At 63.0% G+C, this 25,771-nt stretch carries 27 protein-coding genes; 12 read left to right on the top strand and 15 right to left on the bottom strand.

The genetic code is table 11. The features are described 5' to 3' along the window. Positions 1-296: 296 nt before the first annotated feature. The 4 genes from CWS72_RS08400 to CWS72_RS08390 all read left to right on the top strand — a co-directional run bounded on the left by CWS72_RS08400 (position 297) and on the right by CWS72_RS08390 (position 2,015). Positions 297-593 carry a nucleotidyltransferase family protein gene (locus CWS72_RS08400; protein ID WP_101250129.1) on the top strand — a complete coding sequence of 99 codons (297 nt, stop codon included), beginning with the start codon at positions 297-299 and terminating at the stop codon, positions 591-593. Next, a complete protein-coding gene (locus CWS72_RS28750) occupies positions 574-828 on the top strand; it encodes a HepT-like ribonuclease domain-containing protein (protein WP_420824055.1) in 255 nt (84 codons plus the stop codon). The genes CWS72_RS08400 and CWS72_RS28750 overlap by 20 nt, the downstream gene beginning before the upstream one ends. Continuing rightward, positions 752-937, top strand: a complete 186-nt coding sequence (locus tag CWS72_RS28070) for a HepT-like ribonuclease domain-containing protein (RefSeq protein WP_199175587.1) — start codon at positions 752-754, stop codon at positions 935-937. Before CWS72_RS28750 ends, CWS72_RS28070 begins: the two co-directional genes overlap by 77 nt. A gap of 217 nt (positions 938-1,154) precedes the next feature. Beyond that, positions 1,155-2,015 carry an AraC family transcriptional regulator gene (locus tag CWS72_RS08390; RefSeq protein ID WP_101250128.1) on the top strand — a complete coding sequence of 287 codons (861 nt, stop codon included), beginning with the start codon at positions 1,155-1,157 and terminating at the stop codon, positions 2,013-2,015. A 296-nt stretch (positions 2,016-2,311) separates the two neighbouring features. On the opposite strand, the gene CWS72_RS08385 is transcribed toward CWS72_RS08390, so the two are convergent. From CWS72_RS08385 to CWS72_RS08340, 10 genes are all read right to left on the bottom strand, one after another. Beyond that, a complete protein-coding gene (locus CWS72_RS08385) occupies positions 2,312-2,716 on the bottom strand; it encodes a hypothetical protein (protein ID WP_101250127.1) in 405 nt (134 codons plus the stop codon). 88 nt (positions 2,717-2,804) lie between these two features. Beyond that, positions 2,805-4,427, bottom strand: coding sequence for a chaperonin GroEL (gene groL / locus CWS72_RS08380; RefSeq protein ID WP_101250126.1), 1,623 nt, complete (start codon positions 4,425-4,427; stop codon positions 2,805-2,807). Between the two features lie 17 nt (positions 4,428-4,444). Further along, a complete protein-coding gene (locus CWS72_RS08375; protein WP_101250125.1) occupies positions 4,445-4,759 on the bottom strand; it encodes a co-chaperone GroES in 315 nt (104 codons plus the stop codon). 119 nt (positions 4,760-4,878) lie between these two features. After that, positions 4,879-5,661, bottom strand: coding sequence for an HAD-IA family hydrolase (locus tag CWS72_RS08370; protein WP_101250124.1), 783 nt, complete (start codon positions 5,659-5,661; stop codon positions 4,879-4,881). Continuing rightward, positions 5,658-6,560: a CbbX protein gene (gene cbbX, locus CWS72_RS08365; RefSeq protein ID WP_101250152.1), complete on the bottom strand. Its 903-nt coding sequence runs from the start codon at positions 6,558-6,560 to the stop codon at positions 5,658-5,660. The genes CWS72_RS08370 and cbbX overlap by 4 nt, the downstream gene beginning before the upstream one ends. 16 nt (positions 6,561-6,576) lie before the next feature. Further along, positions 6,577-6,999 (bottom strand): ribulose bisphosphate carboxylase small subunit, encoded by a 423-nt coding sequence (locus CWS72_RS08360; RefSeq protein ID WP_101250123.1) that lies wholly within the window; start codon positions 6,997-6,999, stop codon positions 6,577-6,579. 11 nt (positions 7,000-7,010) lie between these two features. Beyond that, positions 7,011-8,474, bottom strand: coding sequence for a form I ribulose bisphosphate carboxylase large subunit (locus tag CWS72_RS08355; RefSeq protein ID WP_101250122.1), 1,464 nt, complete (start codon positions 8,472-8,474; stop codon positions 7,011-7,013). A 61-nt stretch (positions 8,475-8,535) separates the two neighbouring features. Beyond that, positions 8,536-10,563, bottom strand: a complete 2,028-nt coding sequence (gene tkt, locus CWS72_RS08350) for a transketolase (RefSeq protein ID WP_101250121.1) — start codon at positions 10,561-10,563, stop codon at positions 8,536-8,538. A 154-nt stretch (positions 10,564-10,717) separates the two neighbouring features. Continuing rightward, positions 10,718-11,590, bottom strand: a complete 873-nt coding sequence (locus tag CWS72_RS08345) for a phosphoribulokinase (protein ID WP_101250120.1) — start codon at positions 11,588-11,590, stop codon at positions 10,718-10,720. A gap of 18 nt (positions 11,591-11,608) precedes the next feature. Beyond that, positions 11,609-12,640, bottom strand: coding sequence for a class 1 fructose-bisphosphatase (locus CWS72_RS08340; RefSeq protein ID WP_101250119.1), 1,032 nt, complete (start codon positions 12,638-12,640; stop codon positions 11,609-11,611). A gap of 159 nt (positions 12,641-12,799) precedes the next feature. Between CWS72_RS08340 and CWS72_RS08335 the strand changes: the two genes are divergently transcribed. After that, positions 12,800-13,723, top strand: coding sequence for a LysR family transcriptional regulator (locus CWS72_RS08335; RefSeq protein ID WP_101250118.1), 924 nt, complete (start codon positions 12,800-12,802; stop codon positions 13,721-13,723). Between the two features lie 57 nt (positions 13,724-13,780). On the opposite strand, the gene CWS72_RS08330 is transcribed toward CWS72_RS08335, so the two are convergent. Beyond that, positions 13,781-14,155 (bottom strand): GxxExxY protein, encoded by a 375-nt coding sequence (locus tag CWS72_RS08330; RefSeq protein WP_101250117.1) that lies wholly within the window; start codon positions 14,153-14,155, stop codon positions 13,781-13,783. Between the two features lie 181 nt (positions 14,156-14,336). Between CWS72_RS08330 and CWS72_RS08325 the strand changes: the two genes are divergently transcribed. After that, positions 14,337-15,071, top strand: coding sequence for an ABC transporter ATP-binding protein (locus CWS72_RS08325; protein ID WP_101250116.1), 735 nt, complete (start codon positions 14,337-14,339; stop codon positions 15,069-15,071). Continuing rightward, positions 15,068-15,859 carry an ABC transporter permease gene (locus tag CWS72_RS08320; RefSeq protein WP_101250115.1) on the top strand — a complete coding sequence of 264 codons (792 nt, stop codon included), beginning with the start codon at positions 15,068-15,070 and terminating at the stop codon, positions 15,857-15,859. The genes CWS72_RS08325 and CWS72_RS08320 overlap by 4 nt, the downstream gene beginning before the upstream one ends. Before the next feature lie 34 nt (positions 15,860-15,893). Here the strand turns inward: CWS72_RS08320 and CWS72_RS08315 are convergent, their stop codons facing one another. The 4 genes from CWS72_RS08315 to CWS72_RS08300 form a co-directional block, all read right to left on the bottom strand. Further along, a complete protein-coding gene (locus CWS72_RS08315; protein ID WP_101250114.1) occupies positions 15,894-16,748 on the bottom strand; it encodes a transporter in 855 nt (284 codons plus the stop codon). A 691-nt stretch (positions 16,749-17,439) separates the two neighbouring features. Then, positions 17,440-18,696, bottom strand: a complete 1,257-nt coding sequence (locus CWS72_RS08310) for a radical SAM protein (protein WP_101250113.1) — start codon at positions 18,694-18,696, stop codon at positions 17,440-17,442. A gap of 89 nt (positions 18,697-18,785) precedes the next feature. Continuing rightward, positions 18,786-20,468 carry a thiamine pyrophosphate-binding protein gene (locus tag CWS72_RS08305; protein WP_101250112.1) on the bottom strand — a complete coding sequence of 561 codons (1,683 nt, stop codon included), beginning with the start codon at positions 20,466-20,468 and terminating at the stop codon, positions 18,786-18,788. Positions 20,469-20,473: 5 nt separating this feature from the next. After that, positions 20,474-21,487, bottom strand: a complete 1,014-nt coding sequence (locus CWS72_RS08300) for an ABC transporter substrate-binding protein (protein WP_101250111.1) — start codon at positions 21,485-21,487, stop codon at positions 20,474-20,476. Positions 21,488-21,706: 219 nt separating this feature from the next. Between CWS72_RS08300 and CWS72_RS08295 the strand changes: the two genes are divergently transcribed. Genes CWS72_RS08295 through CWS72_RS08275 form a run of 5 tightly spaced genes read left to right on the top strand, consistent with a single transcriptional unit; the run spans position 21,707 to position 25,770 of the window. Beyond that, a complete protein-coding gene (locus CWS72_RS08295; protein ID WP_101250110.1) occupies positions 21,707-22,750 on the top strand; it encodes an ABC transporter substrate-binding protein in 1,044 nt (347 codons plus the stop codon). A 2-nt stretch (positions 22,751-22,752) separates the two neighbouring features. After that, entirely contained in the window at positions 22,753-23,586 is an 834-nt protein-coding gene (locus CWS72_RS08290; protein WP_101250109.1) for an ABC transporter ATP-binding protein, read from the top strand. Beyond that, the gene (locus CWS72_RS08285) at positions 23,586-24,443 is read left to right on the top strand and encodes an ABC transporter permease (RefSeq protein WP_101250108.1); all 858 of its coding nucleotides are present in this window, start codon (positions 23,586-23,588) and stop codon (positions 24,441-24,443) included. The genes CWS72_RS08290 and CWS72_RS08285 overlap by 1 nt, the downstream gene beginning before the upstream one ends. 17 nt (positions 24,444-24,460) lie before the next feature. Further along, positions 24,461-25,483, top strand: coding sequence for an Ldh family oxidoreductase (locus CWS72_RS08280; protein WP_101250107.1), 1,023 nt, complete (start codon positions 24,461-24,463; stop codon positions 25,481-25,483). After that, positions 25,483-25,770 carry a UxaA family hydrolase gene (locus CWS72_RS08275; RefSeq protein ID WP_101250106.1) on the top strand — a complete coding sequence of 96 codons (288 nt, stop codon included), beginning with the start codon at positions 25,483-25,485 and terminating at the stop codon, positions 25,768-25,770. Before CWS72_RS08280 ends, CWS72_RS08275 begins: the two co-directional genes overlap by 1 nt. Position 25,771 lies beyond the last annotated feature (1 nt).

The raw sequence follows: 25,771 nt of genomic DNA, 5'->3' as shown, positions 1-25,771 counted from the left end.
CTGGAACGCGGTTGCGACGGTAGTCGGACATGACCGAAGTTTGACATACAACCAGGAAAGGTGGAATGCGCTATGCTTTTCCACCCTACCCCGGTTCAGGTCTTGCCCCCCGCTCGGCGCGATGTCTGGTGTTTTCGTCCCGTTTTCGAAACCGGACCGGCTGTTCACGGCCCGTCACTGCTGTTTCGCGCTCGTCAATGTCAAGGAATCGTTTAATTTTCTCCGCTCTCCGCAGGCTCGGACGAGCAACTTGAGGCGCGTCTACCAAAGGCGCATATTTGTCGGCGGAGGTATCGATGGATCGAGACCAGATCATCGCGACATTGCGGGAACATCAGAAGGAACTGCGGCAACGTGGTGTTCTCAGGGCCGCACTGTTCGGCTCAACTGCGCGTGGTGATGGCCGTCTTGGCAACGACATCGATATATTGATCGATCTTGATCCGGTGGCGCCGATCGGTGTTTTCGAATATGTGGGTTTGACTCAATACATCAGCGACCTTTTTCCGGTCCCCGTCGACATCGCCAATCGCGCCAGCCTCAAAGCAACTGTGCGCCCCCAGGCGGAACGCGATGCCGTTTACGCCTTCTGACCGAACGCGCCAAGCCCTTCTTGATATTCTCGACAACGCCGAATTGGCCTGTTCCTTTGTCGTTGGAATGACTTGGCAAGAATTCGTGTCAGACCGCCGGACGTTCTATGCCGCCACCCGGTGTCTTGAAATTATTTCCGAAGCCAGCCGGCGCCTTGATGACGCCACGCGCGAGCGTCACCCCCCATCTGCCGTGGCGCGCGATCATGGGGTCGGGCAATGTCTATCGGCATGATTATGACGACGTTGCCGAACAACTGGTTTGGCAGACGGTGCAGAACAGCCTGCGTCTCTTGATCGATGCCGTAAACATGGAACTGAACGGTGGCGACGATGCAAAATGATCTTTGTCGACATTTGAGCACATCATCGCCAAGGGCGCCGGTGGCAGGCTGGTCCTGCCGGCGGCGATTCGACGCCGATTCACGTCGATCCTGAACAAACGACAGCTTTCAACGCTTTCCGAATCCATATCGGTCATTCGAAGACCGCATTCTCGGTCAGGACAGGGCGGGCCGGGTTGGCTATGGTCGGCGTCACCGGGGGGATGAGGCGGCAACGATGTCGAAAACCAGTCGATATGCGGAAAGGTTCAACAGACTGTTCGACCATATCGACCGGCATCTGTCGGAAGACTTGTCGATAGAAATATTGAGCGAGGTCGTCAGCTTCTCGAAATTTCACTTTCAACGGCAGTTTTCCGATTATTGCGGACTCAGCGTCGGCAGATACATTCAACTGATGAGGTTGAAACGGGCGTCCTATCGGCTGGTTTTCAACAAATTCGACCGCATCATCGACATCGCCCTCGATAGCGGTTTTGAAAGCCCGGAATCATTTGCCAGGGCTTTCAAGAATACCTTCGGGCAGACGCCGTCCGAATTCAGGAAAGCGCCGGCATGGAAACCCTGGACGGAGCGATATCAATTTCCGGATAGAGGAGGAAAACAGAAAATGGACGTGCGAATAGTGGACTTCAAGGAAACCAAGATCGCGGTGCTGGAACATCGCGGCCCGGTCGATTTGCTGAATAATTCCGTGGCGACGTTTATTGAATGGCGCAAAGGGGGAAATCATTCGCCCGTCGGGTCCAGCCTGACGATCGGCATCGTCTACGACAATCCCGAGACGACCGAGCCCGAAAAGTTTCGCTTCGATATCTGCGGTTCGGTCACATCCGACATTCCCGCCAATCCGCAAGGCGTGGTCAACAAGGTGATCCCCGGCGGCCGTTGCGCCGTCGTGCGGCATTTCGGCGCGCATGACCGGATCGGCGAGTCCATTTACCCGCTGTACAGGGACTGGCTACCGCAGAGCGGCGAGGAATTGCGCGATTTTCCGCTGTATTTTCACTATTTGAATCTGTTGCCGGAAACGCCGGAATGCGACCTGCTGACCGACATCTATCTTCCGCTGCGGTAATGCCCGGCTTGAGCCACGGCCGTCCGGCACAGTTTGTATGTCGCTTGTATCCGAGTGGTGAGCACAACCTAAAACCGTCATTGCCGGACTTGATCCGGCAATCCATGATTGCATAGATCGGCCGACGTCATTTGAAGCGGGCACGTGGATGCCCGTGTCAAGCACGGGTATGACGACCTTTGGTGGATGAACCGGGCAATGACGGTTTTTGGGTGTAGTCACCACTCAGAAGCACGATATCCAGGTTACTGCCCCCGGGCACCCGCCCTCTCATCCCGCCCCTTTGCCCATCTTATTCAACGCCGAGGGGGTTTGCCCGCGGCCAGCATTTTCAGGAATGCGCCCAGCCAGAGTGGCAATCCGCGCGTCTTCCTCTCCAAAAGGGTCTCGGCGGGAGGGGCCTGGCTCACGGCGGTGTAATGGCGCGGCAGGCGCTCGACCAGGCGGACGGCGATGCCCATCGAGTCCGATGCCGACCATTTCCCAGGCGGTAGCGAGGCGATCGTCGTGGCGAAAATCCGCGCGGCGGTCTCCTTCGGCAGGCCGGACAATCTGGCGGCTTCCCGCCAGGGGTCGATCCCGAGCCGGGTCAATGCCGAAAGAACCGTCAATTCCAGCCCGCTCTTTTCCTCGCCGACGAGGGCGAAGAGAAATTCGTTGAACTCGGAATGACCGAGGGAAAACTCGGGACGCAGTGCCATCTCATACCTTCCGATTTCACTGGAAAGTGAGTTTGCGGGGCGGTGCCGAAGCACCGTCCCGCAAACTTTTTCCGGTCTGGTCTTAAGGTCAGTAATCGGCGGCGTTCGTCTCGCCGCCCGGCGTTTCCGGTACGGCCTTCTGCGCGATCATCACCTCGGTGGTGAGCAGCATGCCGGCGACGGAGGCCGCGCCCTGCAAGGTCAGGCGGACGACCTTGGCCGGATCGATGATGCCGGCCTCGATCATGTCGACATAGCTGCCCGATCTGGCGTTGAAGCCGTAACTGACATCATCCTTTTCCAGAAGCTTGCCGACGATAATGGCGCTGTCGGCGCCGGCATTGGCGATGATCTGCCTGGCGGGCGCCTGCAAGGCGCGACGCACGATCTCGATGCCGGCCTTCTGGTCCTGGTTCTCGGGATTGAGCCCGCCCAGCCGATTGCTTGCGTAAAGGAAGGTGACTCCGCCACCGGCGACGACGCCTTCCTCGACGGCGGCGCGCGTCGCGTGCAGCGCGTCGTCGACGCGGTCCTTGCGTTCCGCCACATCGACCTCTGTCGCCCCGCCGACGCGGATGATCGCGACGCCGCCCGACAGCTTGGCCAGCCGCTCCTGAAGCTTCTCCTTGTCGTAATCCGACGTCGTCTCTTCGATCTGAGCGCGGATCTGGGCGCAGCGGCTTTGAATATCCGCCTTCGTGCCGGCCCCATCGATGATGGTGGTGGTTTCCTTGTCGATGTGGATCTTCTTGGCCTTGCCCAGCATGTCGAGCGTGACCTTCTCGATCTTGATGCCCATCTCCTCGCTGATGACCTGCCCACCGGTCACGATAGCGATGTCTTCCAGCATGGACTTCCGCCGATCGCCGAATCCCGGCGCCTTCACGGCGGCGACCTTGAGTCCGCCGCGCAGCTTGTTCACGACGAGCGTCGCCAGGGCCTCGCCCTCGATATCCTCGGCGACGATGAGCAGGGGCTTGCCGGTCTTCACCACCGCTTCGAGCAGGGGAAGGATTGCCTGTACGCCGGGAAACCGCTTCTCATGCAGAAGGATGAAGGCGTCCTCGAGGTCGACCGACATCTTTTCGGCGTCGGTGACGAAATAGGGCGAGATATAGCCGCGATCGAACTGCATGCCCTCGACGATATCGAGCTCGCTCTCCAGGGTTTTCGCTTCCTCGACCGTGATCACGCCCTCGTTGCCGACCGCCTGCATGGCCTTGGCGATCATCTCGCCGATTTCGCTGTCGTCATTGGCCGAGATCGTGCCGACCTGAGTGATCTCGGCATTGGTCGACACCTTCTTCGCATGTGTCTTGATCTCTTCGACAACCGATTGAACCGCCATGTCGATGCCGCGCTTCAAATCCATCGGGTTCATCCCGGCGGCCACCGATTTCGATCCCTCGCGCAGGATGGCCTGGGCCAGGACGGTTGCCGTGGTGGTACCGTCGCCCGCCATCGTGCTGGTCCGCGAGGCGACCTCCTTGACCAACTGCGCGCCCATGTTCTCGAAGCGGTCGGAAAGCTCGATCTCCTTGGCCACCGTGACGCCGTCCTTGGTGATCCGCGGCAGACCCCACGATTTGGAGAAAACGACGTTGCGCCCCTTGGGGCCAAGCGTCACCTTGACCGCGTTGGCGAGAAGATCGACGCCGCGCATCAGCTGTTCGCGCGCGTCGCCGTTGAATTTGATATCCTTGGCAGTCATGTCCGTCTCCCTTGCCGTTATGCGGCTTGCGATGTTGCGACAGCCCGATCGATCACGCCCAGGATGTCGGATTCCTTCATGATCATGAGATCCTCGCCATCGAGCTTGACCTCGCTGCCCGACCATTTGCCGAACAGCACGCGGTCACCGGCCTTCAGGTCGAGCGGCCAAAGCTTGCCGTCGCGGTCGCGCCCGCCGGGGCCGACGGCAACGACTTCGCCTTCCGTCGGCCGTTCTTTCGCCGTATCGGGAATGATGATGCCACCGGAAGTCTTGGCCTCCGGTTCGACACGGCGTATTAGGACGCGGTCCTGTAACGGACGCATTTTCATTGAGGTCTCCTGGACCGAAATTTCTTGAAAATCTGGCACTCAGTGAGAGAGAGTGCCAATGCATGTTCGATACATAGGGCGAAAACGACAAAAAGCAATAAAAATAGACCAGGGCTTTTTCAAGTTTCCGGTGACGGATTTATTTCAAAAATATTCAATATTCCAGACCGCATAGAAGACATTATCTTGCCATTTTCCTGATCCATCGCGCCGATATCCATCGCCTCGGCCAAATTTTCCACGACGGCGGCCGCGCCTTCGAAATCATCGTCGCCGAAATAGAAACTGCGGGTGATCAGCACCGCCACGCCGGCCGCCCCGGCCGCCAGCAGGCCGGCCCGCGAATCCTCGATGGCGAGGCAATCGCCCCCCTCCAGCCCCAGAAGAGCCAGCACCTTCAGATAGACGTCCGGCGCCGGCTTCTTGCGGGGCACCTCGTCGCCGGCGACGATGACGTCGAACAGGGCGTCGGCCTCGCTTCCCCAGGCCGCCCGCAGCAGGGCCTCTACATTGGGCCGCGCGGTGGTGGTGGCGATGGCCAGGCGCAGCCCCCGTTGGCGCGCCCGTTCGACCACGGATGCCACGCCGGGACGCAAGGGACAGCCGCCGCCGGAGACCAGTTGCCCGAAACGCGCCGTCTTGAAGCGATGCAGTTCGGCGATCTCGTCCGCCGACAGATGCCGCCGCCCGAGGTTTTCCGGCGCGCGGGCGAAGGCGGCGATCCGTTCCTTGCCGCCCGTCACCCGCAACAGGCGGCGATAAAGCAGGGGCGGCCAGTCCCAGCCCAGCTTGAAATAGGCGAAGGTTTCGTTGAAGGCGCGGCGATGGGTTTCCTCGGTCTCGGCCAGGGTGCCGTCGACGTCGAAGATCAGCGCGGCGAAACGCCCGGCCGGCAAGCTCATGCGAAGACGCGGCTGGCCAGGATGTCCGACGCCTCGATCGACACCACGTCCTCGGCCGACAGCAGGCGGTCGGGATCGGACACCAGGCGATTGGCGTGACGCAGGCGGACGCGGTCCAGCGCGTTCCGGATGGAACGGGCATTGGCGAAGCGCGGCTGCGCCTTGCGCCGCGCGATATAGCGGACGAAGGCGTCCCGCGCCTCGGGCTTGAAACGATAGTTCTGGCCCTGCAGCATCAGTTCGGCCAGGGCCAGCAATTCGTCGTCCCCATAATCGGGAAAATCGATGTGATGGGCGATCCGCGAGCGGAAACCGGGATTACTGTCGAAGAAACGATCCATCCGTTCGCCGTAGCCGGCCAGGATGACCACCAGATCGTCCCGCTGGCTTTCCATCACCTGCAACAGGATCTCGATCGCCTCCTGCCCATAGTCGCGCTCGTTTTCCGGCCGGTAGAGATAATAGGCCTCGTCGATGAACAGTACGCCGCCCATGGCTTTTTTCAGGATCTCCTTGGTCTTCGGCGCGGTGTGGCCGATGTACTGGCCGACCAGATCGTCGCGGGTGACCGAGACCAGATGGCCGCGCCGCAGCAATCCCAGCCGGTGCAGGATGCCCGCCATGCGGAGCGCCACGGTGGTCTTGCCGGTGCCCGGATTGCCGGTGAAGCACATATGCAAGGTCGGCAGGGCTCCGGACAGGCCCATCTTCCGGCGGATCCGCTCGATCAGCAGCAGCGAGGCGATCTCGCGGATGCGGGTCTTGACCGGCGCCAGGCCGATCAGCTCGCGGTCCAGTTCGGCCAGCATCTCCTCGATGCCGGCCGCCGCGAACTCGGCCCGCAGATCGATCGGGCCGGCGATGGCTTCGGGGGTATCGATGGCGTCTTCCAAGGGCATGATATCTCCTTTCAGCCTACCCTTCGTAGCGCCGCCCTTCCGGCCGGTCGGCCGCATAGGCGGTGGTGGTGTAGCGCAGCGCGCGCCCGGCCGCCTCCTCGCGATGCAGGCGAAATCCCGGTTCCTCCTTCGGGCGATTGACCAGGAAGGAGATCTTGACCGATTCCCAGCCATGGCCGGAATCGAAGGCCGAGAGGCGGATATAGCGGTCGGCGTAAACGCGGCGGCATTCGGCCAGTTCCATCATCACGCCGGCGGCGTCGGGCAGATCGAACATCGGCAGGCCCCACATGTCCCAAAAGGTGTTGCGGGGATGAGGGTCGTCGGTGAACTCGATGTTCACCGCCCAGCCCTTGTCGAGGCAATACTGGACCTGGCGGGAGATCTGCCCGTCGGTGAGATCGGGCAGGAAGGAGAAACATCCCTGGGTGATGCGCATGATCGGACTCCCTACATGGAAACGCTGACGGCCGGGGAGAAGTCCGGGGTGTCCGTCGATTGATAGTTGAAGGAAACATCCTTCCAGACATCGATGGCGGCTTTCAGCGGCGTGCAGTGGTTCGCCGCCTGGGCCAGGATCTCCGGCCCCTCCTCCAGGATGTTCCGCCCTTCGTTGCGGGCCAGGATCATCGCCTCCAGCGCGACGCGGTTGGCCGTGGCACCCGCGGCGATGCCCATGGGATGGCCGATGGTGCCGCCGCCGAACTGCAGGACGACGTCCTCGCCCAGAAGATCGATCAATTGATGCATCTGGCCGGCGTGAATGCCGCCCGAGGCCACCGGCATCAGCTTGTTGAGACTGGCCCAGGGCTGGTCGAAGAAGATGCCATGCTCAAGATTGGTCGGATTGAAATCCTCGCGGCAGACGTCGTAATAGCCCCGCGTGGTGAAGGGATCGCCCTCCAGCTTGCCGACCACCGTGCCGGCGTGGATATGATCGACCCCGGCCAGACGCATCCATTTGGCGATGACACGGAAGGAGACGCCGTGCGACTTCTGGCGCGTGTAGGTGGAATGGCCGGCGCGGTGCAGATGCAGGATCATGTCGTTCCGCCTCGCCCATTTGGCCATGGACTGGATCGCCGTGTAGCCGATCACCAGATCGATCATGACGATGACCGAGCCCAGTTCCTTGGCGAACTCGGCCCGCTCATACATCTCCTCCATCGTCGCCGCGGTGACGTTGAGATAGGACCCCTTGATCTCGCCCGAGGCGGCCTGGGCCTTGTTCACCGCCTCCATGCAATAGAGGAAACGCTCCCGCCAATGCATGAAGGGCTGGGAATTGATGTTCTCGTCGTCCTTGGTGAAATCCAGGCCGCCCTTCAGCGCCTCGTAGACGACGCGGCCGTAGTTGCGCCCCGACAGGCCCAGCTTCGGTTTCACCGTCGCCCCCAGCAAGGGACGGCCGAACTTGTCCAGGCGCTCGCGCTCGACGACGATGCCGGTGGCCGGCCCCTGGAAGGTCTTCACATAGGCGACGGGAAAGCGCATGTCCTCCAGGCGCAACGCCTTCAGCGGCTTGAAGCCGAAAACATTGCCGATGATCGAGGCCGAGAGATTGGCGATGGACCCCGCCTCGAACAGGTCGAGATCATAGGCGATGTAGGCGAAATACTGGCCGGGACCGTTGGGCACCGGATCGACCCGATAGCATTTGGCGCGGTACTTTTCGGCCGCCGTCAGACGGTCGGTCCAGACCACCGTCCAGGTCGCCGTCGAGGATTCGCCGGCCACCGCCGCCGAGGCCTCGATGGGATCGACGCCGTCCTGCGGGGTGACGCGGAAGAGCGCGATGACGTCGGTGTCCTTCGGCGTGTAATCGGGCTCCCAATAGCCCATCCGCTTGTATTCCATGACGCCGGCCTTATAGCGATCCTTGCCGCGCACGGTGGTCACGATCTGCTCGTTCATCGGTGTCTCCATCGCTTGATGATTTCACGCCCTCGTCGGGCGGCGGCCATGTCGGCCAGCCTCAGAAAGTGCCGGCGACACGCCGGATCGCACGTCTGGCGGCGGCCGCCACGGCATTCGCCGTGATGGCGAATTCCCGGTAGAGCACCTCCGCCGGGGCCGAGGCGCCGAACCCCGTCATGCCGACGAATTCGCCGGCATCCCCCAGCCAGCGCCACCAGTTGCCGGCGACGGCGGCCTCGACGCCGACACGCGGCCCGGCTCCCAGGACCTGGCGCCGGTAGGTTTCAGGCTGTTCGGCGAAAAGCTCCAGGCAGGGCGCCGAGACGACGGCCGCCGCCACGCCCTCCTCCGCCAGCAACCGGGCCGCATCGAGAGCGACGGAAACCTCGGAACCTGAGGCCATCAGGGTCACGTCGCGCCGCCCCGCCGGCGTCACCGCCAGATAGGCGCCGCAGGCCACCTTGTTGCCGTCCCCGTCCCGTTCCGGCAAGGCCGGCAGCGCCTGGCGCGACAGACAGAGGACCGACGGGCGGCGCCGGGAGCGCAGGGCGCAGGCCCAGGCTTCGGCCGTTTCCACGGCGTCGGCCGGGCGGAAGACCAGCAGATTGGGAATGGTCCGCAGGGAGGCCAGATGCTCGACCGGTTGATGGGTCGGCCCGTCCTCGCCGAGACCAATGGAATCGTGGGTCATCACATGGATCACCCGCACCCCCATCAGGGCGGCCAGACGGATCGCCGGACGGCTGTAATCGGAAAAGACGAGGAAGGTTCCGCCGTAGGGGACGAAACCGCCATGCAGCGCCACCCCGTTCATCGCCGCCGCCATGCCGTGCTCGCGGATGCCGTAGCGCACATAGGATCCGCCGAAGGAACCGGGTTCGACGTCCCGCTGGACCGTCGCCTTGGTAAGGTTGGAATGGGTCAAGTCGGCCGAACCGCCCAACAGATTGGGAAAGACCGGGGCGATGGCGTCGATGACCCGTTGCGAGGCCTGCCGGGAGGCGATCGCGGACCGTCCGGCGGCGAAGCCGGAGGCCACCTCGCCCAGGGCCCGGTCGAGATCGGCCGGCAGTTCCCCGGCCAAGGCGGCGTCGAACCGCCGGCGCAGCACCGGATCGAGATCATCGTGCCGGGCCCGCCAGGCCCCATGGGCACCTTGTCCGCGCGCGCCGCTCCGCCGCCAGGAGGTCAGCACCGCCGGGGGGATCTCGAACGGCGCATGGGGCCATTCGAGCGTCCGCCGGGCGGCGGCCACCTGTTCGGCGCCGAGCGGCGCCCCATGCGCCTTTTCCGTTCCCTGCCGGTCGGGAGCCCCGTAGCCGATCACGGTCCGGCAGGCGATCAGCGACGGGCGGGAGGTCTGCCGCTCCGCCGCGATGGCGGTGGCCACGGCTTCCGGGTCATGACCATCGACCCTGCGCACCGACCAGCCCGACGCGGCGAACCGGGCCAGGGGATCGTCGCCGCAGGACAATGCCGTCGCACCATCGATGGAGATCTGGTTGTCGTCGAAAAGGACGATCAGCCGCGCCAGGCGCAGATGGCCGGCCAGCGACGCCGCCTCGTGACTGATGCCTTCCATCAGGCAGCCGTCGCCGGCGAGGACATAGGTGAAATGATCGACGAGGCCGTCGCCCCAGCGGGCATTCATCAGCCGCTCGGCCAGGGCCATGCCGACCGCCGTGGCGATCCCCTGTCCCAGGGGACCGGTGGTGGTTTCGACCCCCGGCGTATGTCCGTATTCGGGATGGCCCGGGGTTTTCGATCCCCACTGCCGGAAACGCTTCAACTCATCGATGGTAATTCCATCGTATCCCGTCAGATGCAGGAGGGCGTAGAGCAGCATCGAGCCGTGACCGGCCGACAGCACGAAACGGTCGCGGTCCGGCCAGTCCGGGTCGGCGGGATCGAACTTCAGGAAGCGGGAGAACAGCACCGTCGCCACGTCGGCCATGCCCATCGGCATGCCGGGATGGCCGGATTTCGCCCGCTCCACCGCGTCGACGGCAAGGAAGCGCACGGCGTTCGCCATGTCGCGATGCGTGACGGCAGCATCCACCGCCGGCGTCGCTGTCTGAATGGTCATGGCCGTCTCCTTTCCAGAGGACCCGCGGAGTTACGCATCTTGAATTTCCTTGGAGAAGAGCCCCCCAATAACCCCTCGCCCGCTCGCTTACGCTCGTCCCCTCTCCCGCAAGGGGCGAGGGGAGATTTGCTTACCGTCTGAAGATCGCCGGCCGTCATGCCGCCCTCCTTTTGCGCTCGATGAGCTGCAGGATGAGGGGGGTCAGGATCAACTGCATGGCCAGGTCGAGCCTGGCGCCATGGATGACGATGGAATTGGCCCGCGACATGAAGCTGCCCTGCAGCATGGACAGCAGATAGGGAAAGTCGATGCCTCGGGGACTTTTGAAGCGAATCACCACCATCGATTCGTCCGGCGTCGGGATCCAGCGGGCGATGAAGGGGTTGGAGGTATCCACCGTCGGAACCCGCTGGAAATTGATGTCGGTCCCGGTGAACTGCGGACAGATGTAGTGAATGTAATCCGGCATGCGGCGCAGGATGGTGTCGGTCACCGCCTCCGTCGAATAGCCCCGCGCGCTGCGGTCGCGGTGCAGCTTCTGGATCCATTCGAGATTGATCACCGGAACCACGCCGATCTTCAGGTCCGCGTGACGGGCGACGTCGACCGTGTCGGTGACCACCGCGCCATGCAGCCCCTCGTAGAACAGCAGGTCGGAGTCGGGCAGCGGCGCCCATTCGGTGAAGGTTCCCGCCGGCACCCCATGCTGGGTGGCCTCGGCCTCGTCATGGACATAGGTCCGCGAAGTGCCGGTGCCGGTCTCCCCATATTCCCGAAAGACCTCCTCCAGCCGTTCCAGGAAATTCGTTTCGGGGCTGAAATGGCTGAAATGCTTGTTTCCCTGCTCGGCCGCCGCCGCCATCCGCCGGCGCATCTCCTCGCGGTTGAAGCGATGAAAGGCGTCCCCCTCGATATAGGCCGCCGTGATGTTTTCCCGGCGGAAGATCTGTTCGAAGGTGCGCTTCACCGAGGTGGTGCCCGCCCCGGACGAACCGGTGATCGAAATGATCGGATGCTTCTTGGACATGGCCCTGAACGCTCCCGGTCAGATGCGGAAAAAGCCGCGGGTGGCGAATAGCGGCGCGTTGCGCTCGGCCAGGATCAGCGTGTCGAGATGCAGCCGTTCGACCGTCCGGACATTCTCGATCGACCCCATGATCAGGGGGACGCGCTGATGCGGATCCCTGGCCGCCACATCGAGGATGCGCGCGGCGCCGGTCGTGGCGCCGCCCCCCGCCTGCTCGACGATGAAAGCCATCGGATGGGCCTCGTAGAGCAGGCGAAGCCGGCCATCGGCGTAGCCTTTCCGGCCATCGGCCGGATAAAGGAAGATCCCGCCCCGGCTGAGGATGCGATAGGCGTCGGCGACCAGGGAACCGATCCAGCGCATATTGGCCGCCGCCTCGCCGTCGGCTCCGGCGAGGCAGTCCTCGATATAGGCGCGGATCGGCGGATCCCAGTGCCGCTGGTTCGACGCGTTGATGGCGAATTCATGGGACCGGGACGGAATGCGCACCCCGCTGCGGGCCAGCTTGAAGGTCCGATCGCGAGGATCGCGGGTGAAGATGCGCACCCCGTCGCCCAGGGTGAGAACCAGCGAGGTCTGCGGGCCGTAGATGACGAAGCCGGCGGCAAGCTGCCCACTGCCCGGCTGCAGAAAAGCCAGGGCGGGATCGGCCGTCATCGGCAGGATCGAGAAGATGGTGCCCACGCACATATTGGCGTCGATGTTCGAGGATCCATCCAGCGGATCGACGGCGACGGCGATCAAGCCGCGCCCATCGATGCTCTCCGGCACCGGCGATTCCTCGGACAGCAAGAGCGCCACCGGAACGGAGGCCAGCGCTTTCCTGACCAGGGCGTCGGCTTCGAGATCGAGCGCCTTTTGAACGTCGCCGTCGGCATTCCTGCCGCAAGCCCGCCCCAGGCGTCCCGCCAGATCCCCATGGGCGATCAGTTCGGCGATATCGATCGAGGCGGCCGCGATGGCCCGGACCGCCGCCCCGACGGCTGCGCGCAACGGGTCGGCATGAGCGTAACGTTCGATATGCTGGTCCAGAGTCAGACATTGATCCATGGTCCGCTGTCTCCCTTTAGGGCCGCCTCTTTTCGATAAGGCGTTGTCCGCGACGGCGTCTTGAAAGCGGAAAGGGCACCGGTCGCGGAACGAAGATTGACACCCGAGGAAGAATAAGAGAAATTCTAAAATCTTCTATTCGACTAAAGTTTTTCTTATATGTCCAAGCGATTGCGGGACCTGACTCTCAGGCAATTACGCTCACTGGCCGCGCTGGCCACCGGCGGAAGCATCACGGCCGCCGCCGGCAAGATCGGGCTCACCCAACCGGCCGTCACCCTGCAATTGCGGGCGCTTCAGGATTCGGCCGGACTTCCCCTGATGCAGCGGAGCGGCAACGGCATGCTGCTGACCGAGGCCGGAGAGGAATTGCTGAGCCTGTACGCGCGGATCGAGGCCGCCGTCGAGGCCTGCGAAACCTCGCTCGACATGATGGCCGGACGTTCCGGCGGACATGTGTCGATCGGCGCGGTAAGCACGGCGGAATATTTCGTTCCCTTCGCCATCGCCGCCTTCTCGAAGAGGCATCCGGGCATCAAGGTCAATCTCCGGATCGGCAACCGCGAGGAAATCCGCCAGACCTTGCGGGGCTACGATGTCGATTTCGTCATCATGGGGCGCCCGCCGCAGGACATGGAGATCGAACATCACCTGATCGGCGACCATCCCCATGTGGTCGTCGCCCCGCGCGGCCATCCCCTGATCGGCGTCTCCGGGCTTTCCATCGGCGACCTCGCGCGGGAAACCCTGCTGACCCGCGAACCCGGATCGGGGACCCGGACCCTGATGGAACAGCTTTTCGAGGGAGCCGATCCGCCGATCCGCATCGGCATGGAGCTCAGCAGCAACGAATCCATCAAGCAGGCGGTCATCGCCGGCCTGGGCATCGCCTTCATCTCGGCCCATACCGTCGCCCCGGAACTGGCCGACGGCCGCCTGTCCACCCTCGACGTCGCCGGCCTGCCCGTCATCCGCCAATGGCTGGTGGTCCGCCGCGCCGACAAAATCCTGCTGCCCCCCGCCCAAGCCATGCTCGACTTCCTGCGCCAGGAGGGAGCAAGCTTCCTGCCCAGCCTCGCTTGAGGCACAAAAATATTAACACAGATGAACACAGATAAGCACAGATAGGCACAGATATGGCTATACCATCACACGGCGAAAATTAAGTCGTGGACGCCCGAAATTTACGATCAGACCTTTTTTTAGTCCGCTGGCGCGCAAATAATTGAGACACTGCACGATCTGCGGCACCGATATATCGGCGTTCACCGCCTTGAGTTCGACTATCAACTTATTTTCGACGATCATATCGGCCACATAAACGCCAATATTGACCCCCTTGTAGGTCACGCGGAACGGCACTTCACGCTCGACGTGAACTCCCTGAAAGATCAATTCATGGAATAATGCCTTTTGGTAGACCCCCTCCAGAAAGCCATGCCCCAGCGTGTTGGCCACTTCAAACGCCGCCCCGATCACGGTTCCGGTCAGAGGGTCTTTCTGAAGATCGTCCATTTTTCTTTATCTGTGCCCATCTGTGCCCATCTTGTTCATCTGTGTTAACCAACCTCAGCCGAAACGAATCGTATCGCAATTTTTCCAAAATGGAAACGTCCGCTCGTACTTAGGTCCTGGATGTCCCGGGGGCGGCCCCGATGCTATCGTTTCCTTCCCATCGCGAGGTGACGATCCGCTCATGACACTGGCCCTCGAAGTCACCGGCCTCAGCTATTCCTTCGGTGCCAAGCGCGCCCTGAGCGACGTCTCCTTCACCGTCGAGGCGGCGAGTTTCACCGCCCTTTTGGGGCCCAACGGCGCCGGCAAGACCACTTTCTTCTCGCTGGCCACCCGCCTGTTCGACAGCCCCGCCGGGGCCATTCGCATCTTTGGCCGGGACATACGCCATCACCCCGGCGAGGCCTTGGCGCGGCTCGGGGTCGTTTTTCAGGATCCGACCCTCGATCTCGATCTCAGCGTCGAACAGAACCTGCGCTACGCCGCCGCGCTGCACGGCCTCGGACGACGGGAGGCGGGGCGGCGGATCGAACGGGAACTGGCGCGCTTCGGCCTGGCCGACCGCCGGCATGAGAAGGCCCGCCGTCTCAATGGCGGGCATCGCCGGCGGATCGAGATCGCCCGGGCATTGATGCATGAACCGCCCCTTCTGCTGCTCGACGAACCCACCGTCGGGCTGGATGTTCCCACCCGCCGCCAACTGGTCGAGATGGTCCACCGGCTGTGCCGCGAGGACGGCATCGCCGTGCTTTGGACGACCCATCTGATCGACGAACTGGACGGCGCGGACGATCGGGTGGTGTTGCTGTCCCAGGGCCGGGTGCAAAGCCGGGGCACCATCCCCGAGGTCCTGGCCGCCGCCGGCGTTTCCGATCTGGCGTCGCTGTTCACACCGCTCGCCGCGCTCGCTTCATGAAATGGATGATCTGCCTTCACGCCATCGTCCGGCGCGAGCTGCTCCGCTTCCTCAATCAGCCGTCGCGGCTGATCAGCGCCCTGGTCCGCCCCCTGATCTGGCTGCTGGTCTTCGCCACCGGCTTCCGCGCCGCCCTGGGCGTGGCCATCGCGCCCCCCTACGAGACCTACATCACCTACAGCGTCTATGTCCTGCCCGGCCTGGTCGGCATGGTGCAGCTGTTCAACGCCATGCAAAGCTCGCTTTCCATGGTCTACGATCGCGAGATGGGCAGCATGCGGATGCTGCTGACCAGCCCCCTGCCCCGCTGGTACCTCATCACCTGCAAGCTGCTGGCGGGGATCGCCGTCTCGGTCCTGCAGGTCTACGCCTTCCTGGCGGTGGCCTGGCTGTGCGACGACGATGCCCCGCTGTTCGGCTATGTGACGGTCCTCCCGGCGCTGATCGCCAACGGCCTGATGCTGGGCGCCCTGGGGCTTCTGCTGTCATCGCTGATCCGCCAGCTCGAGAACTTCGCCGGCGTGATGAATTTCGTCGTCTTCCCGCTGTTCTTCCTGTCGACGGCGCTCTATCCCTTGTGGAAGATCCGCGAGGGAAGCGAGCTGCTGGCCGACATCTGCGCCCTCAACCCATTCACCCATGGGGTCGAACTGGTCCGCTTCGCCCTTTACGGCCAAATCGCCCCCGTCCCGACCCTGGTCGTCCTCGCCGTCGGCGGGATGCTGCTGATCCTCGCCATCATCGGCTACAGCCCCAGCCGCGGGCTGATCCGGCGCAAGGGACGGTAAACGGCGCCGGCGCTCCCCGCCGGCGCCGCGAGTGTCACTTCGCCGGATTCCACAGGGGAACGACGAAGCGCAGGTAGAAACGGGTATCCTCCCCGCCGTAGTTCGACTGGGTGACGTCATGGGTCATGTAGGCCTGGGTGGAAACCGGACCGAAGTTGTAGCCGACCAGCCCCCCCATGGCGAACTGGCTCTGTTCCTTCGCGCCGTTGGGCGACGTCAGATCCGAGGAGCCATAGGCGACGGGACCGACCTCCCATTTGCCGAAGGTCCTGGTCGCCGTCAGATCGACGTTCAGATAGTCGGGCTGCTTCTGGATGTGGGATTTCAGGTCCTCGCCGCTGGTGCCGTAAATGGCGTGAACCGTGAGATTATAGCCGTTGGCCGCATAGGTGAGAGCGGCGCGCTCGTTGAAGGTCCAGCAGTTGCAGCCCAGACCGGCCTTCGATTCGACGTCGCCCTGCATGGGGGCATAGCCGCCGACGACATTGCTGAAACCCAGGCCGTTTCCGAGATTCCAGGCCAGTCCAACCAGGCCGGCCGGATTGTACATCGAGGCGTAATAGGCCGACCCCGCCGGTTTATCGAGCCCGACCGCCGCCTCGGGAATGGCGATATAGCCCCAGAGCGTTCCGGAGAGAATCTTGACCGGCGAGGAATAGGCGAGCACCGGTATGTTGACTATGGCGCTGACACCGTTGTCCCGCGAGATATAGCTGGCCGTGTCGACCAGATACACCCCCTCGGGGAGCGGGGTTCCAAGCCCCAGCCCGACCGTCTCCCCGGACTCGGTGATCGAGCCGGCGAGCGCGGCGACACCCGCCCAACAAAGTGAGACCGCGCCGAAAACGGCAGACAGAAACGCGGATTTGAATCGTCTTCCCTGTTTCATTTCCCGACCCTCGATTGTTTGGACAAATCAAGGACTTTCGCCCTTCATTGGGGGCGATCCAGCACCTCGATATCGGAATCATGGTAGTCGATTCGTCATATTCCGCGTTCTGATACTTTCGATTATTATTTTAAATCCGCAGAAATTTACTGTAGACGATCAAATATATCGGCTTTCATACGAAAGCATTATTTCATTGCCATTTTTGCTTTGCAGCAATTCATCACTCGCCATGCCCCGGAACGGACACATCCGCTGAGACCTAAGTTCTATAGGTCAGCCCCGTCGCAGGCGATTACCTGACAGATGAGGGGGTATCGAGAGGGGGCCAAGCGGATATCGCCTGCGGCTTGTTGCCGGCCGGATGGACCGCCGCATGCCTTCCCGCCCGGGCCGAAGATCGGGCCTCCCTTCGGCAAGACCCCGCCCGTCACAAATCAGCAATCTGATCTTGACTATTCGAAGGAAGAGTCCAATATTATAAATACCGTCCACTAGAGTGGAGGTTTGAAAAGCGAATGACTCCACCGGGTATAGTTTGAGTTGCCGAACTACTTGGCGCCGGCAACGAGCTTAAAGTCCAAGACAAAACTCGGCTTTCCGAGCGCGGATATTATATCCGCAAGCCACCCCCGCGAGTCATGATTGGCGTTTTAGCGGGGGTGAAGCCGTGTTTCAACTAGCGGTTCTCTTATTGGATGCGAGCCAGATCACTGTCCGGGTGGTTGCCGCAACGCCGATAGTCGTCGAAATCAACCGACAATCCATATTTTACCCGTAGATCCTGCAACCCTTGGCAAAGGCGGACGTAATAGTCCAGCGAAGGAGCGACCTGATCGTGGAAATCGGAACCCGGACGAGGGACCCAAACGATGGAAACGGTGGTCACACCGCGCTCCGCCAGATATTCGGCCTCATCCAGCGTCGCCGATAACGCCTCGTCCTCGCTTTTGAAGCCATTCGGCACGGCCAGTTCGACGCCGCCGACGATTCCCGTGCCCACGTTGCCGCGGCCAAAGATATCGACCGCGCGGACCAGCCTGTCCTTCCATCCCTGATAACCGACCCACTTGGCCTTACCGGGGCAGATCCAGTTGAACCGCTCCTCGTTCAGGACCTCGATGTCGCTGGTATAGCTCGATAGCCCGGTTTTCTCATAAAGACGGCTCAACTGCCGCTCGTTGAAAGCCGATGACAACAGTTGGCTGGGAAAACGGCGGGTGGCGAACACTTCGCCGATGGCCTGCAGCAGATCGACGTAATAGTCGACCTCAAGATCGAACACCTCCTCGCCCTTGACCACCGAACCGGCGGTCAGGCACAGGCTGGTGAAACGTCCGGGCTCCTTGATGGCTTCCGCGATGGTTTCCCTGACGTCCTCGGGCCGGCGCCTGTCCGGCACCCCCAGTTCCCGGCGTTGCTGACGGGTATGGGGCACGATGTCGCAGAAACGGCACCCCTTGTCGTCCGCCCAGAAATAGCAGTAGCTCGACTGGAAAACGTTGAGACGCTGGGGACGCGCGCCGACGACATGGCTCATGGGAATACCGGAACTGGTCGTCTTGTCGTAATAGGCCGGCTTGGGCCACAGATCGACCTCCTCGATGAACCGTCCGCCGTCCATCAGAACGAAACGGCCATCGACGAAATCGACCACGTAGGGATCCTGTTCGACCGGGGTGGGATCGACCAGGATGCTGGTCCCGTCGCGCAGCAGAAGCGATTCCGGCAAAGGGGCGATGACGCCGTCGCGGGAACCGAAAATATAGGGACTGCGCAATTGATGGACGGCGGGATCGACGGCCTCCTCCGCCCGCTTGGTGTAATGCACGCCTCGCCGTTTGACGTCGATCTTAAGTCCGATCAACCGTGGAAACCGGGGATGCCGGGCCATGACCTCGTCAAAAGACGGCTCGACGCGAAAGACCCGCTTTACCAAACCAGCCACTTCAAATCTCCCTCCATCACGAACGGCCATTGGGGCCGCCGAAAAACCGCCGTTTTCCCGGAAGACCCGGGATCACGTAAAACTTCCGCTCAGCCGCTCCGCGCCGCCGCCCGCAGGGCTGAAATGCTCGCCCGCGTCGAGATCGCCTCGGGATCGACCTTCAGTTCCAGCAAGGCCAGACGACCGATCCGCCGCAGCCGTTCGAAGGCCGGAATGAAATCCTCGGTGCGCTCCACCGTTTCGGCCTCGGCGCCATAAGCGCGGGCCAGCGCGGCAAAATCGGGATTGGTCAAATCGGTCCCGATGCTGCGCCCGGGATAACAGCGCTCCTGATGGGCGCGAATGGTCCCGTAGATGCCGTTGTTGATCACCACGACGAGCGGATCCAATCCGTACCGGACGGCGGTGGCCAGTTCGTGAGACGCCATCAGAAAACAGCCATCCCCGGCGAAGGCGATCACCGGACGATGCGGATGCAGAAGCTTCGCCGCCAGGGCCGCCGGAACCCCGTAACCCATGGATCCGTTGACCGGGGAAATCTGCGTTCGGAACCGACGGAACGGATAATAGCGCTGCACCCACCCCGTATAATTTCCGGCGCCGTGGCAGATGATCGCATCCTCGGGCAGACGGCGCGCCATTTCGGCGATGACGGCGCCAAGATCGAGGGCCCCGGCACAGGGCTCCGGGATACGGTTGGCGAACTGCTCGTCCCTGAGCGAGCGGCTCCATTCCTCCCAACGGGAGCGGACCGGAGGCCCGAGCGCGGCCAAAGCCTCGACGAATGGACCGACGGTGGCGGCGATGCCCAGTTGCGGCTGAAAAACCCGCCCCAGTTCCTCCGCTGCAGGAAAGACATGAACCAGGATCTGATGCGGTGTCGGACTGGCGAGCAACTCGTAGCCCCGGCTGTCCACCTCGCCGAACCGGGCCCCGACGACCAGCAGCAAATCGGCATCGCGCACCGCCCGGCCCAGGAAGGGCGCCAGCGTCGTCCCCAACTCCCCCACATAGACCGGACTATTGTTATCGATGATGTCCTGACAACGGAAGGACGAGGCGACCGGCAATCGCCAAGCCTCGGCGAAGGCGGTAAAGGCGCCGGCCGCCTTTTCGCTCCATCCGGGACCGCCGACGACGGCCAGCGGACGCTTGGCATGGCGGAGCAGCGACAGCAGGCGCTCGATCTGATCCGGACCGGGATAAGCCTCGATGGGCGGCACGGGCAAGGGATCGACGGCCTGGGCGCTTTCCTCCAGAACGTCCTGGGGAAGCGCCAGCACCACCGGTCCCGGCCGCCCATTCACCGCCGCGGCGAAAGCGCGGGCCACGGCTTCGGGAATTCGGGCCGCCGAGGAAACCTCCTCGACCTGCTTCGCCAGCGCCCCATACATCTGGCGAAACTCGACCTCCTGATAGGCCTCCCGTCCGCGAAGCGCCCGCTTGACCTGGCCGATCAGAAGAACCATCGGGGTCGAATCCTGAAAGGCGGTATGCACGCCCAGCGCCGCGTTGCACGCCCCGGGTCCGCGCGTGACATAGCAGACGCCCGGCCGCGCGGTCAGCTTTCCATAGGCCTCCGCCATATAGGCCGCGCTCCCCTCATGCCGGCAGGTGATCACATCCAACCGGTCGCGGCGGTCGTAGGCGGCATCAAGGAAGGCGATGAAACTTTCGCCGGGAACGGAGAAGACCATGTCCACGCCCTGCGCCAGCAAGGCGTCGGCGAGAATGGCGCCGCCTGTCCTCGGCTCGCGGATATCGGCGCGCATGGCCGTCAACTTCCGCCCTCCCCCACCTCGGGAAAGAAATAGTCCCTCCAGGAGGACGGAGCGTTCCTGAGCGCGCCGGTCCGATGAAGAAAATGGGCGATCTGCTCGGTGGCGAAGGGCGTCACCGAATAGCCTCCGGCCGCCGGATTGGTAATGACCCGCTCGATGACCTCGGTCGGGACGCCGGGCTTCTCCTCTTCCACATAAATGCGGACGGCGGCGGCCTTGTCGCCGGCGATAATGTCGTCGGCCTCCCGCAAGGCGGCCAGCACCGCCACGTTCAGCCGGGGATTCTGCTGGCGGAAGCGGGCGGTGGCATAGATCACGTTGAGCGTCGCCGGACCGCCCAGGATCTGATGGCTGGAGGTGACCTTATGAATGCCGGGCGAGGAAAGCTGCAGCACGCTGTAAGGCGGCGGCACGAAATGGGCGGAGATGCCGGCCTTGCGACTGAGCATGGCCGCCGTGGCGTCCGGGTGATTCAAACTGACGGTCAGCCGGTCGAGCTCATCATGATGGCCCTCGCCGAAAGCCTTTTCAGCGGCGATTTGCAGCAGTACCGACTGAATGGAAACCTTGACGGCCGGAACCGCGATACGGTCCTGGTCGGTGAAATCCTTGATGGAACCGACCCCGGTATTGTTGCTGGTGAGATCGATGTCGAGGGAATCGAGGGCCGCAACGGCCCGCACGTCGAGGCCGCCACGGGTTTTATCCCACAGCGTCAAAGCCGGAGCGATGCCGGCAACGCCATAGTCGATGTCGCCGGCAAGCAGCGCATCGTTAATCGCGGCGCCGCCGTTGAATTGGGCGAAGCGAACCGTGACCGGCCCGAGGCCCGCCGCCGCCGCATGCTTTTCGATCAAATGGCGGCTCTTCACGATATGGATCGGCAGATAGGATAAACCGTATTGGAAGCTGATCCGAACCTCGTTCACCTCGGCGACCCCGGATCCATGAGCCGCCGCCCAGAACGCGACGGCCCACGCGACGATCCGGAATCCTCTCAAGCCCGCCATTTCCCCACGCCCTCCCAAGCCTCTCGGCCATTACAGAAAACATGGGTATATTTTCCACATAATCCATAAATTGTATAGGTAATAAGATTCAAAATTCCACACCTAGCGCAGTCATCGCATTCTCATTGGAAAACTTACGTTTATGGACCGTATTTTTCCTTCCCTATCCAGATATGCACTGTTAATCTATCCATTAGATAGACATTATGAAGATGTAAAATGAACAGAGCGATACAGCCCCGCCGGGCGGTAACGGCGTTTACCTTCCTCTCGGCGGCCGTCACCGGTCTTTTGTTTCTGATGGCGCCGACGACCTCCGCCCGGGCCGAGGTGTCCGAAGTTCGGATCGCCCAGCAGTTCGGCATCGGCTATCTGCCGTTCCATGTGATGAAACATGAACGGCTTTTCGAAAAGGAAGCCGCCCGCCAAGGTATCGACAATCTCAAGGTTTCCTGGACCAACCTCGCGGGCGGGGCCGCCGCCAACGAAGCGCTTCTGTCCGGCAGCCTGGATTTCGTCTCCGGCGGCGTCGCCCCTTTCGTCACCCTGTGGGCCAAGACGCGCGGCAATCTCAACGTCCGGGGCGTCGCCGCGCTCGACGCCATGCCCATCTATCTGGTCACCAACAATCCCCGGGTGACCTCGCTCAAGGATCTTTCCGACAAGGACAAGATCGGTCTGCCGGCGGTCAAGGTGTCAATCCAGGCGGTCACCCTGCAGATGGCGGCGGAACAGGCCTTCGGCGAGGGAAAGCATGACGCGCTGGACCAGTGGACGGTCACCTTGCGCCATCCCGACGCCTATGCGGCGCTGGTTTCGGGAAAGTCCGAGATCACCGGTCACTTCGGCGGCTCGCCCTATCAGGAACAGGAACTCGCCCAGCCGGGAACGCGACTGCTGGTGAACTCCTACGACGTGTTGGGCGGCCCCGCCACCTTCAACCTCGTCTGGACCACCCAAGCCTTCCGCGAAGCCAATCCCAAGGTGTACAGCGCCTTTCTCACCGCCCTGCATCAGGCCGAGACCCTGATCAACGAACACCCCGACGACGCCGTGGGCATCTACCTGGCGGAGGACGACCTCAAGCTGGACCCCGCTTTCGTCCGGAAACTCATTACCAGCCCGGAGACGAAATTCACCACCACGCCCCTCAATGTGACGAAATACGTCTCCTTCATGAGCAAAACCGGCGCCATCAAGACGTCGGCCCAAAGCTGGAAGGATCTCTTCTTCCCGGAAATCCACGGGGAGCCGGGAAGCTGACGATGCTCGCCCAGCCGGCCGGAACACCCGTCGAAGCCGCCCGCGCGGCCCGGGGCGGGCCGGTCCTCCGCGTCGAAGGCGCGACCCTGCAATATAAAACCCACCGCCATCTGGTGACGGCCACCTATCGGGTGGGGTTCGATGTCTTCGCGGCGGATCGCTTCATCCTGCTGGGCCCCTCGGGATGTGGGAAATCGACCCTGCTGAAGGCCATCGCCGGTTTCGTCAAACCGGTTGAGGGCAGCATTTCCCTTCATGATCGCGTGGTCGACCGCCCCGGTCCCGACCGCATGATGGTGTTCCAGGAATTCGACCAGCTCCTGCCGTGGAAGACCGTCCGGGCCAATGTCGCCTTTCCGATGGTTGCCAGCCGGAAATATGGACGCCGGGAGGCCCTTGAGCGGGCCGATCACTATATCGGCCTGGTCAATCTGGGAAAATTCGCCGACACCTACCCGCATCAGCTGTCCGGCGGCATGAAACAGAGGGTCGCCATCGCCCGCGCCATGGCGATGGAGCCCGACATCTTGTTGATGGACGAACCCTTCGCCTCGCTCGACGCCCTGACCCGCCGCAAGATGCAGGACGAACTGCTGTCCCTTTGGCATCAGGTGCGGTGCACCATCGTCTTCGTCACCCACTCCATCGAGGAAGCCATTCTGCTGGGCAACCGCATCCTCGTGCTGTCCCCCCATCCCGGCCGCGTCCGGGCTTTGCTGGAAACCCGGCGGGGGGCGGACGGCCTGGTTCCGTCCGAGGATTTCCGCGCCTTGCGCGAGGAAATCCAGCAGATGCTGTTCGGGGAGAACATCGTCCAGGAAGGAGCGGGCATCTGATGAGCCGCGAATTCAACGAGGCCACCTTCGGCCCGCCGTCCGAGGAGTGGGCGGTGGTGGAGCGTCCGCTCCCCCTCCTGCAAAGGCTGTTCGCCCATGCCGCCCTGCGCCGTCTCCTGATTCTGCTGGCCCTGGCGGCCGCCTGGCAGGGCTATGCCGTGTGGGCCGACAACCCCCTGATGTTCCCAAGCTTCACCGAGACGATCGATGCCTTCTGGACCGACATCCGGTCGGGCGTCCTGCTGATCAAGACGGGCAATTCGCTCCGGGTCCTGTGCATGGGCTACGCCATCGCTGTGGCCGCCGCCGCCCTGATGGCGGGGCTGGCCATGACCACCCGCCTGGGCGACGATCTGCTGTCGACCCTGACCGCCATGTTCAACCCGCTGCCGGCCATCGCCCTTCTTCCCCTGGCGCTGCTGTGGTTCGGATTGGGCACGCCCTCGATCCTTTTCGTGATGGTCCATGCCGTGCTGTGGCCGCTCGCGCTCAACGCCCATGCCGGTTTCTCCGGCGTCAGCGACATCCTGCGCATGGCCGGACGCAATGCCGGTCTCAGAGGCCTGCCCTTCATCACCGGCATCCTGATCCCCGCCGCCTTTCCGGCCATTCTGACCGGGCTCAAGGTGGGATGGGCTTTCGCCTGGCGGACCCTGATCGCCGCCGAACTGGTTTTCGGCGTCAGTTCGCGATCGGGCGGACTGGGCTGGTACATCTTCGAAAACAAGAATCGCCTGGAAACCGCCAGCGTTTTCGCGGGCCTAAGCACCGTGATCCTGATCGGGCTGCTGGTCGAAGTGCTGATCTTCCGCACCATCGAGCGGCATACCGTGCGAAAATGGGGGATGTTGCGTTAAAGAAAAGGACACGAGAGATGCCCCGTCTCACCCTTCGCCAGGCCGCGGATCTTTCTGCCGCGGCCCTCGCCGCCTCCCGTATCGCACCGGACACCGCCGCCAAGGTCGCCGCCGCCCTCGTCGTCGCCGAAGCCGATGGCCTGTCCTCGCATGGACTGGCCCGCCTGCCCATCTATGCCCGACAGGCCGAGGTGGGAAAAGTCGACGGGTTCGCCCGCCCGCGGCTGGAGCATACCGCCAGCGCCGCCATGCGCATCGATGCCGGACACGGCTTCGCCTTTCCGGCGATCGACCTGGCCATTCAGGAAGGCTGTCGCGTCGCTCTCGAAGCCGGCACGGCCGCCGCCGCCATTCATCGATCGCATCATGCCGGGGTCCTCGGCCACCATGTCGAGGCGGCGGCCGACCGCGGACTGGTCGCCCTCGCCTTCGCCAATACGCCCGCCGGCATCGCTCCGTGGGGCGGACGCGACGCCGTTTTCGGAACCAACCCCATCGCCTTCGCCGCCCCCAGGCGAGCCGCGCCGCCCCTGGTGATCGACCTTTCCTTGAGCAAGGTCGCCCGTGGCAAAATCATGCTGGCCCAGCAAAAGGGCGAAGCCATTCCCGAGGGCTGGGCCCTGGATGCGCAGGGCCGGCCGACAACCGACGCCGAGGCGGCCCTGGCGGGCACCATGCTGCCCATGGGCGACGCCAAGGGGGCGGCCCTGGCCCTGATGGTCGAAGTGCTGGCCGCCGCATTGGGCGGCGCCAACTTCGCCTTCGAGGCCAGTTCGGTGCTGGATGATCGGGGAAATCCTCCCGGCATCGGACAGTCCTTTCTTTTTCTGTCCCCCCAACGCCTGGGCGGCGACGCCTTCGGCGACCGCCTGGAAATCCTGCTGTCCGCCATCCTCAACCAACCCGGCGCCCGCCTTCCCGGCCAACGCCGCCTTGCCGCCCGCGCCCGCGCCGAAACCGAGGGGATCGAGATATCCGCCGATCTGCTCACCCATATCGAACGCCGGGCCGGACGGTCTTTCGAAGGAGAAAGTCCATAATGAGCAGTCCCGATTTCATCGTTCACGATCCGCACGACAGCGTCGGCGTCGCCGTCGTCGAAACCATAGAGGCAGGCCGCACCTTGACCGGATGGGTGATGGAAACCGACACCACCATCACCCTGCAGGCCAAGGATCCGATCCCCCTGGGTCATAAGATCGCGCTTCGCGATATTTCCAACGACGAGACGGTCCTCAAATACGGCCAGGACATCGGCCGCACCGTCGCCGCCATCGGCCAGGGCCGGCATGTCCACGTCCACAATCTCAAGACCAAGCGGTGGTGAT

Origin of the sequence: Telmatospirillum siberiense (assembly GCF_002845745.1) — a bacterium.
Classification (GTDB): domain Bacteria; phylum Pseudomonadota; class Alphaproteobacteria; order Rhodospirillales; family Magnetospirillaceae; genus Telmatospirillum; species Telmatospirillum siberiense.
The sequence above is the reverse complement of the archived record's forward strand: the minus strand, read 5'-3'. Positions and strand labels throughout refer to the sequence as shown.

Bases quoted from the DNA above. Each gene is read 5' to 3' on its own strand.
- CWS72_RS28070 (WP_199175587.1), top strand. From the start codon at position 752: ATGACGCCACGCGCGAGCGTCACCCCCCATCTGCCGTGGCGCGCGATC.
- CWS72_RS08295 (WP_101250110.1), top strand. From the start codon at position 21,707: ATGAACAGAGCGATACAGCCCCGCCGGGCGGTAACGGCGTTTACCTTC.
- CWS72_RS08320 (WP_101250115.1), top strand. From the start codon at position 15,068: ATGAAATGGATGATCTGCCTTCACGCCATCGTCCGGCGCGAGCTGCTC.
- CWS72_RS08360 (WP_101250123.1), bottom strand. From the start codon at position 6,999: ATGCGCATCACCCAGGGATGTTTCTCCTTCCTGCCCGATCTCACCGAC.
- CWS72_RS08285 (WP_101250108.1), top strand. From the start codon at position 23,586: ATGAGCCGCGAATTCAACGAGGCCACCTTCGGCCCGCCGTCCGAGGAG.
- CWS72_RS08400 (WP_101250129.1), top strand. From the start codon at position 297: ATGGATCGAGACCAGATCATCGCGACATTGCGGGAACATCAGAAGGAA.
- CWS72_RS08345 (WP_101250120.1), bottom strand. From the start codon at position 11,590: ATGTCCAAGAAGCATCCGATCATTTCGATCACCGGTTCGTCCGGGGCG.
- CWS72_RS08315 (WP_101250114.1), bottom strand. From the start codon at position 16,748: ATGAAACAGGGAAGACGATTCAAATCCGCGTTTCTGTCTGCCGTTTTC.
- CWS72_RS08385 (WP_101250127.1), bottom strand. From the start codon at position 2,716: ATGGCACTGCGTCCCGAGTTTTCCCTCGGTCATTCCGAGTTCAACGAA.
- groL (WP_101250126.1), bottom strand. From the start codon at position 4,427: ATGACTGCCAAGGATATCAAATTCAACGGCGACGCGCGCGAACAGCTG.
- CWS72_RS08390 (WP_101250128.1), top strand. From the start codon at position 1,155: ATGTCGAAAACCAGTCGATATGCGGAAAGGTTCAACAGACTGTTCGAC.
- CWS72_RS08375 (WP_101250125.1), bottom strand. From the start codon at position 4,759: ATGAAAATGCGTCCGTTACAGGACCGCGTCCTAATACGCCGTGTCGAA.
- CWS72_RS08325 (WP_101250116.1), top strand. From the start codon at position 14,337: ATGACACTGGCCCTCGAAGTCACCGGCCTCAGCTATTCCTTCGGTGCC.
- CWS72_RS08340 (WP_101250119.1), bottom strand. From the start codon at position 12,640: ATGGATCAATGTCTGACTCTGGACCAGCATATCGAACGTTACGCTCAT.
- CWS72_RS08370 (WP_101250124.1), bottom strand. From the start codon at position 5,661: ATGAGCTTGCCGGCCGGGCGTTTCGCCGCGCTGATCTTCGACGTCGAC.
- CWS72_RS08305 (WP_101250112.1), bottom strand. From the start codon at position 20,468: ATGCGCGCCGATATCCGCGAGCCGAGGACAGGCGGCGCCATTCTCGCC.
- CWS72_RS08275 (WP_101250106.1), top strand. From the start codon at position 25,483: ATGAGCAGTCCCGATTTCATCGTTCACGATCCGCACGACAGCGTCGGC.
- tkt (WP_101250121.1), bottom strand. From the start codon at position 10,563: ATGACCATTCAGACAGCGACGCCGGCGGTGGATGCTGCCGTCACGCAT.
- CWS72_RS08335 (WP_101250118.1), top strand. From the start codon at position 12,800: ATGTCCAAGCGATTGCGGGACCTGACTCTCAGGCAATTACGCTCACTG.
- CWS72_RS08280 (WP_101250107.1), top strand. From the start codon at position 24,461: ATGCCCCGTCTCACCCTTCGCCAGGCCGCGGATCTTTCTGCCGCGGCC.
- CWS72_RS28750 (WP_420824055.1), top strand. From the start codon at position 574: ATGCCGTTTACGCCTTCTGACCGAACGCGCCAAGCCCTTCTTGATATT.
- CWS72_RS08290 (WP_101250109.1), top strand. From the start codon at position 22,753: ATGCTCGCCCAGCCGGCCGGAACACCCGTCGAAGCCGCCCGCGCGGCC.
- cbbX (WP_101250152.1), bottom strand. From the start codon at position 6,560: ATGCCCTTGGAAGACGCCATCGATACCCCCGAAGCCATCGCCGGCCCG.
- CWS72_RS08330 (WP_101250117.1), bottom strand. From the start codon at position 14,155: ATGGACGATCTTCAGAAAGACCCTCTGACCGGAACCGTGATCGGGGCG.
- CWS72_RS08300 (WP_101250111.1), bottom strand. From the start codon at position 21,487: ATGGCGGGCTTGAGAGGATTCCGGATCGTCGCGTGGGCCGTCGCGTTC.
- CWS72_RS08355 (WP_101250122.1), bottom strand. From the start codon at position 8,474: ATGAACGAGCAGATCGTGACCACCGTGCGCGGCAAGGATCGCTATAAG.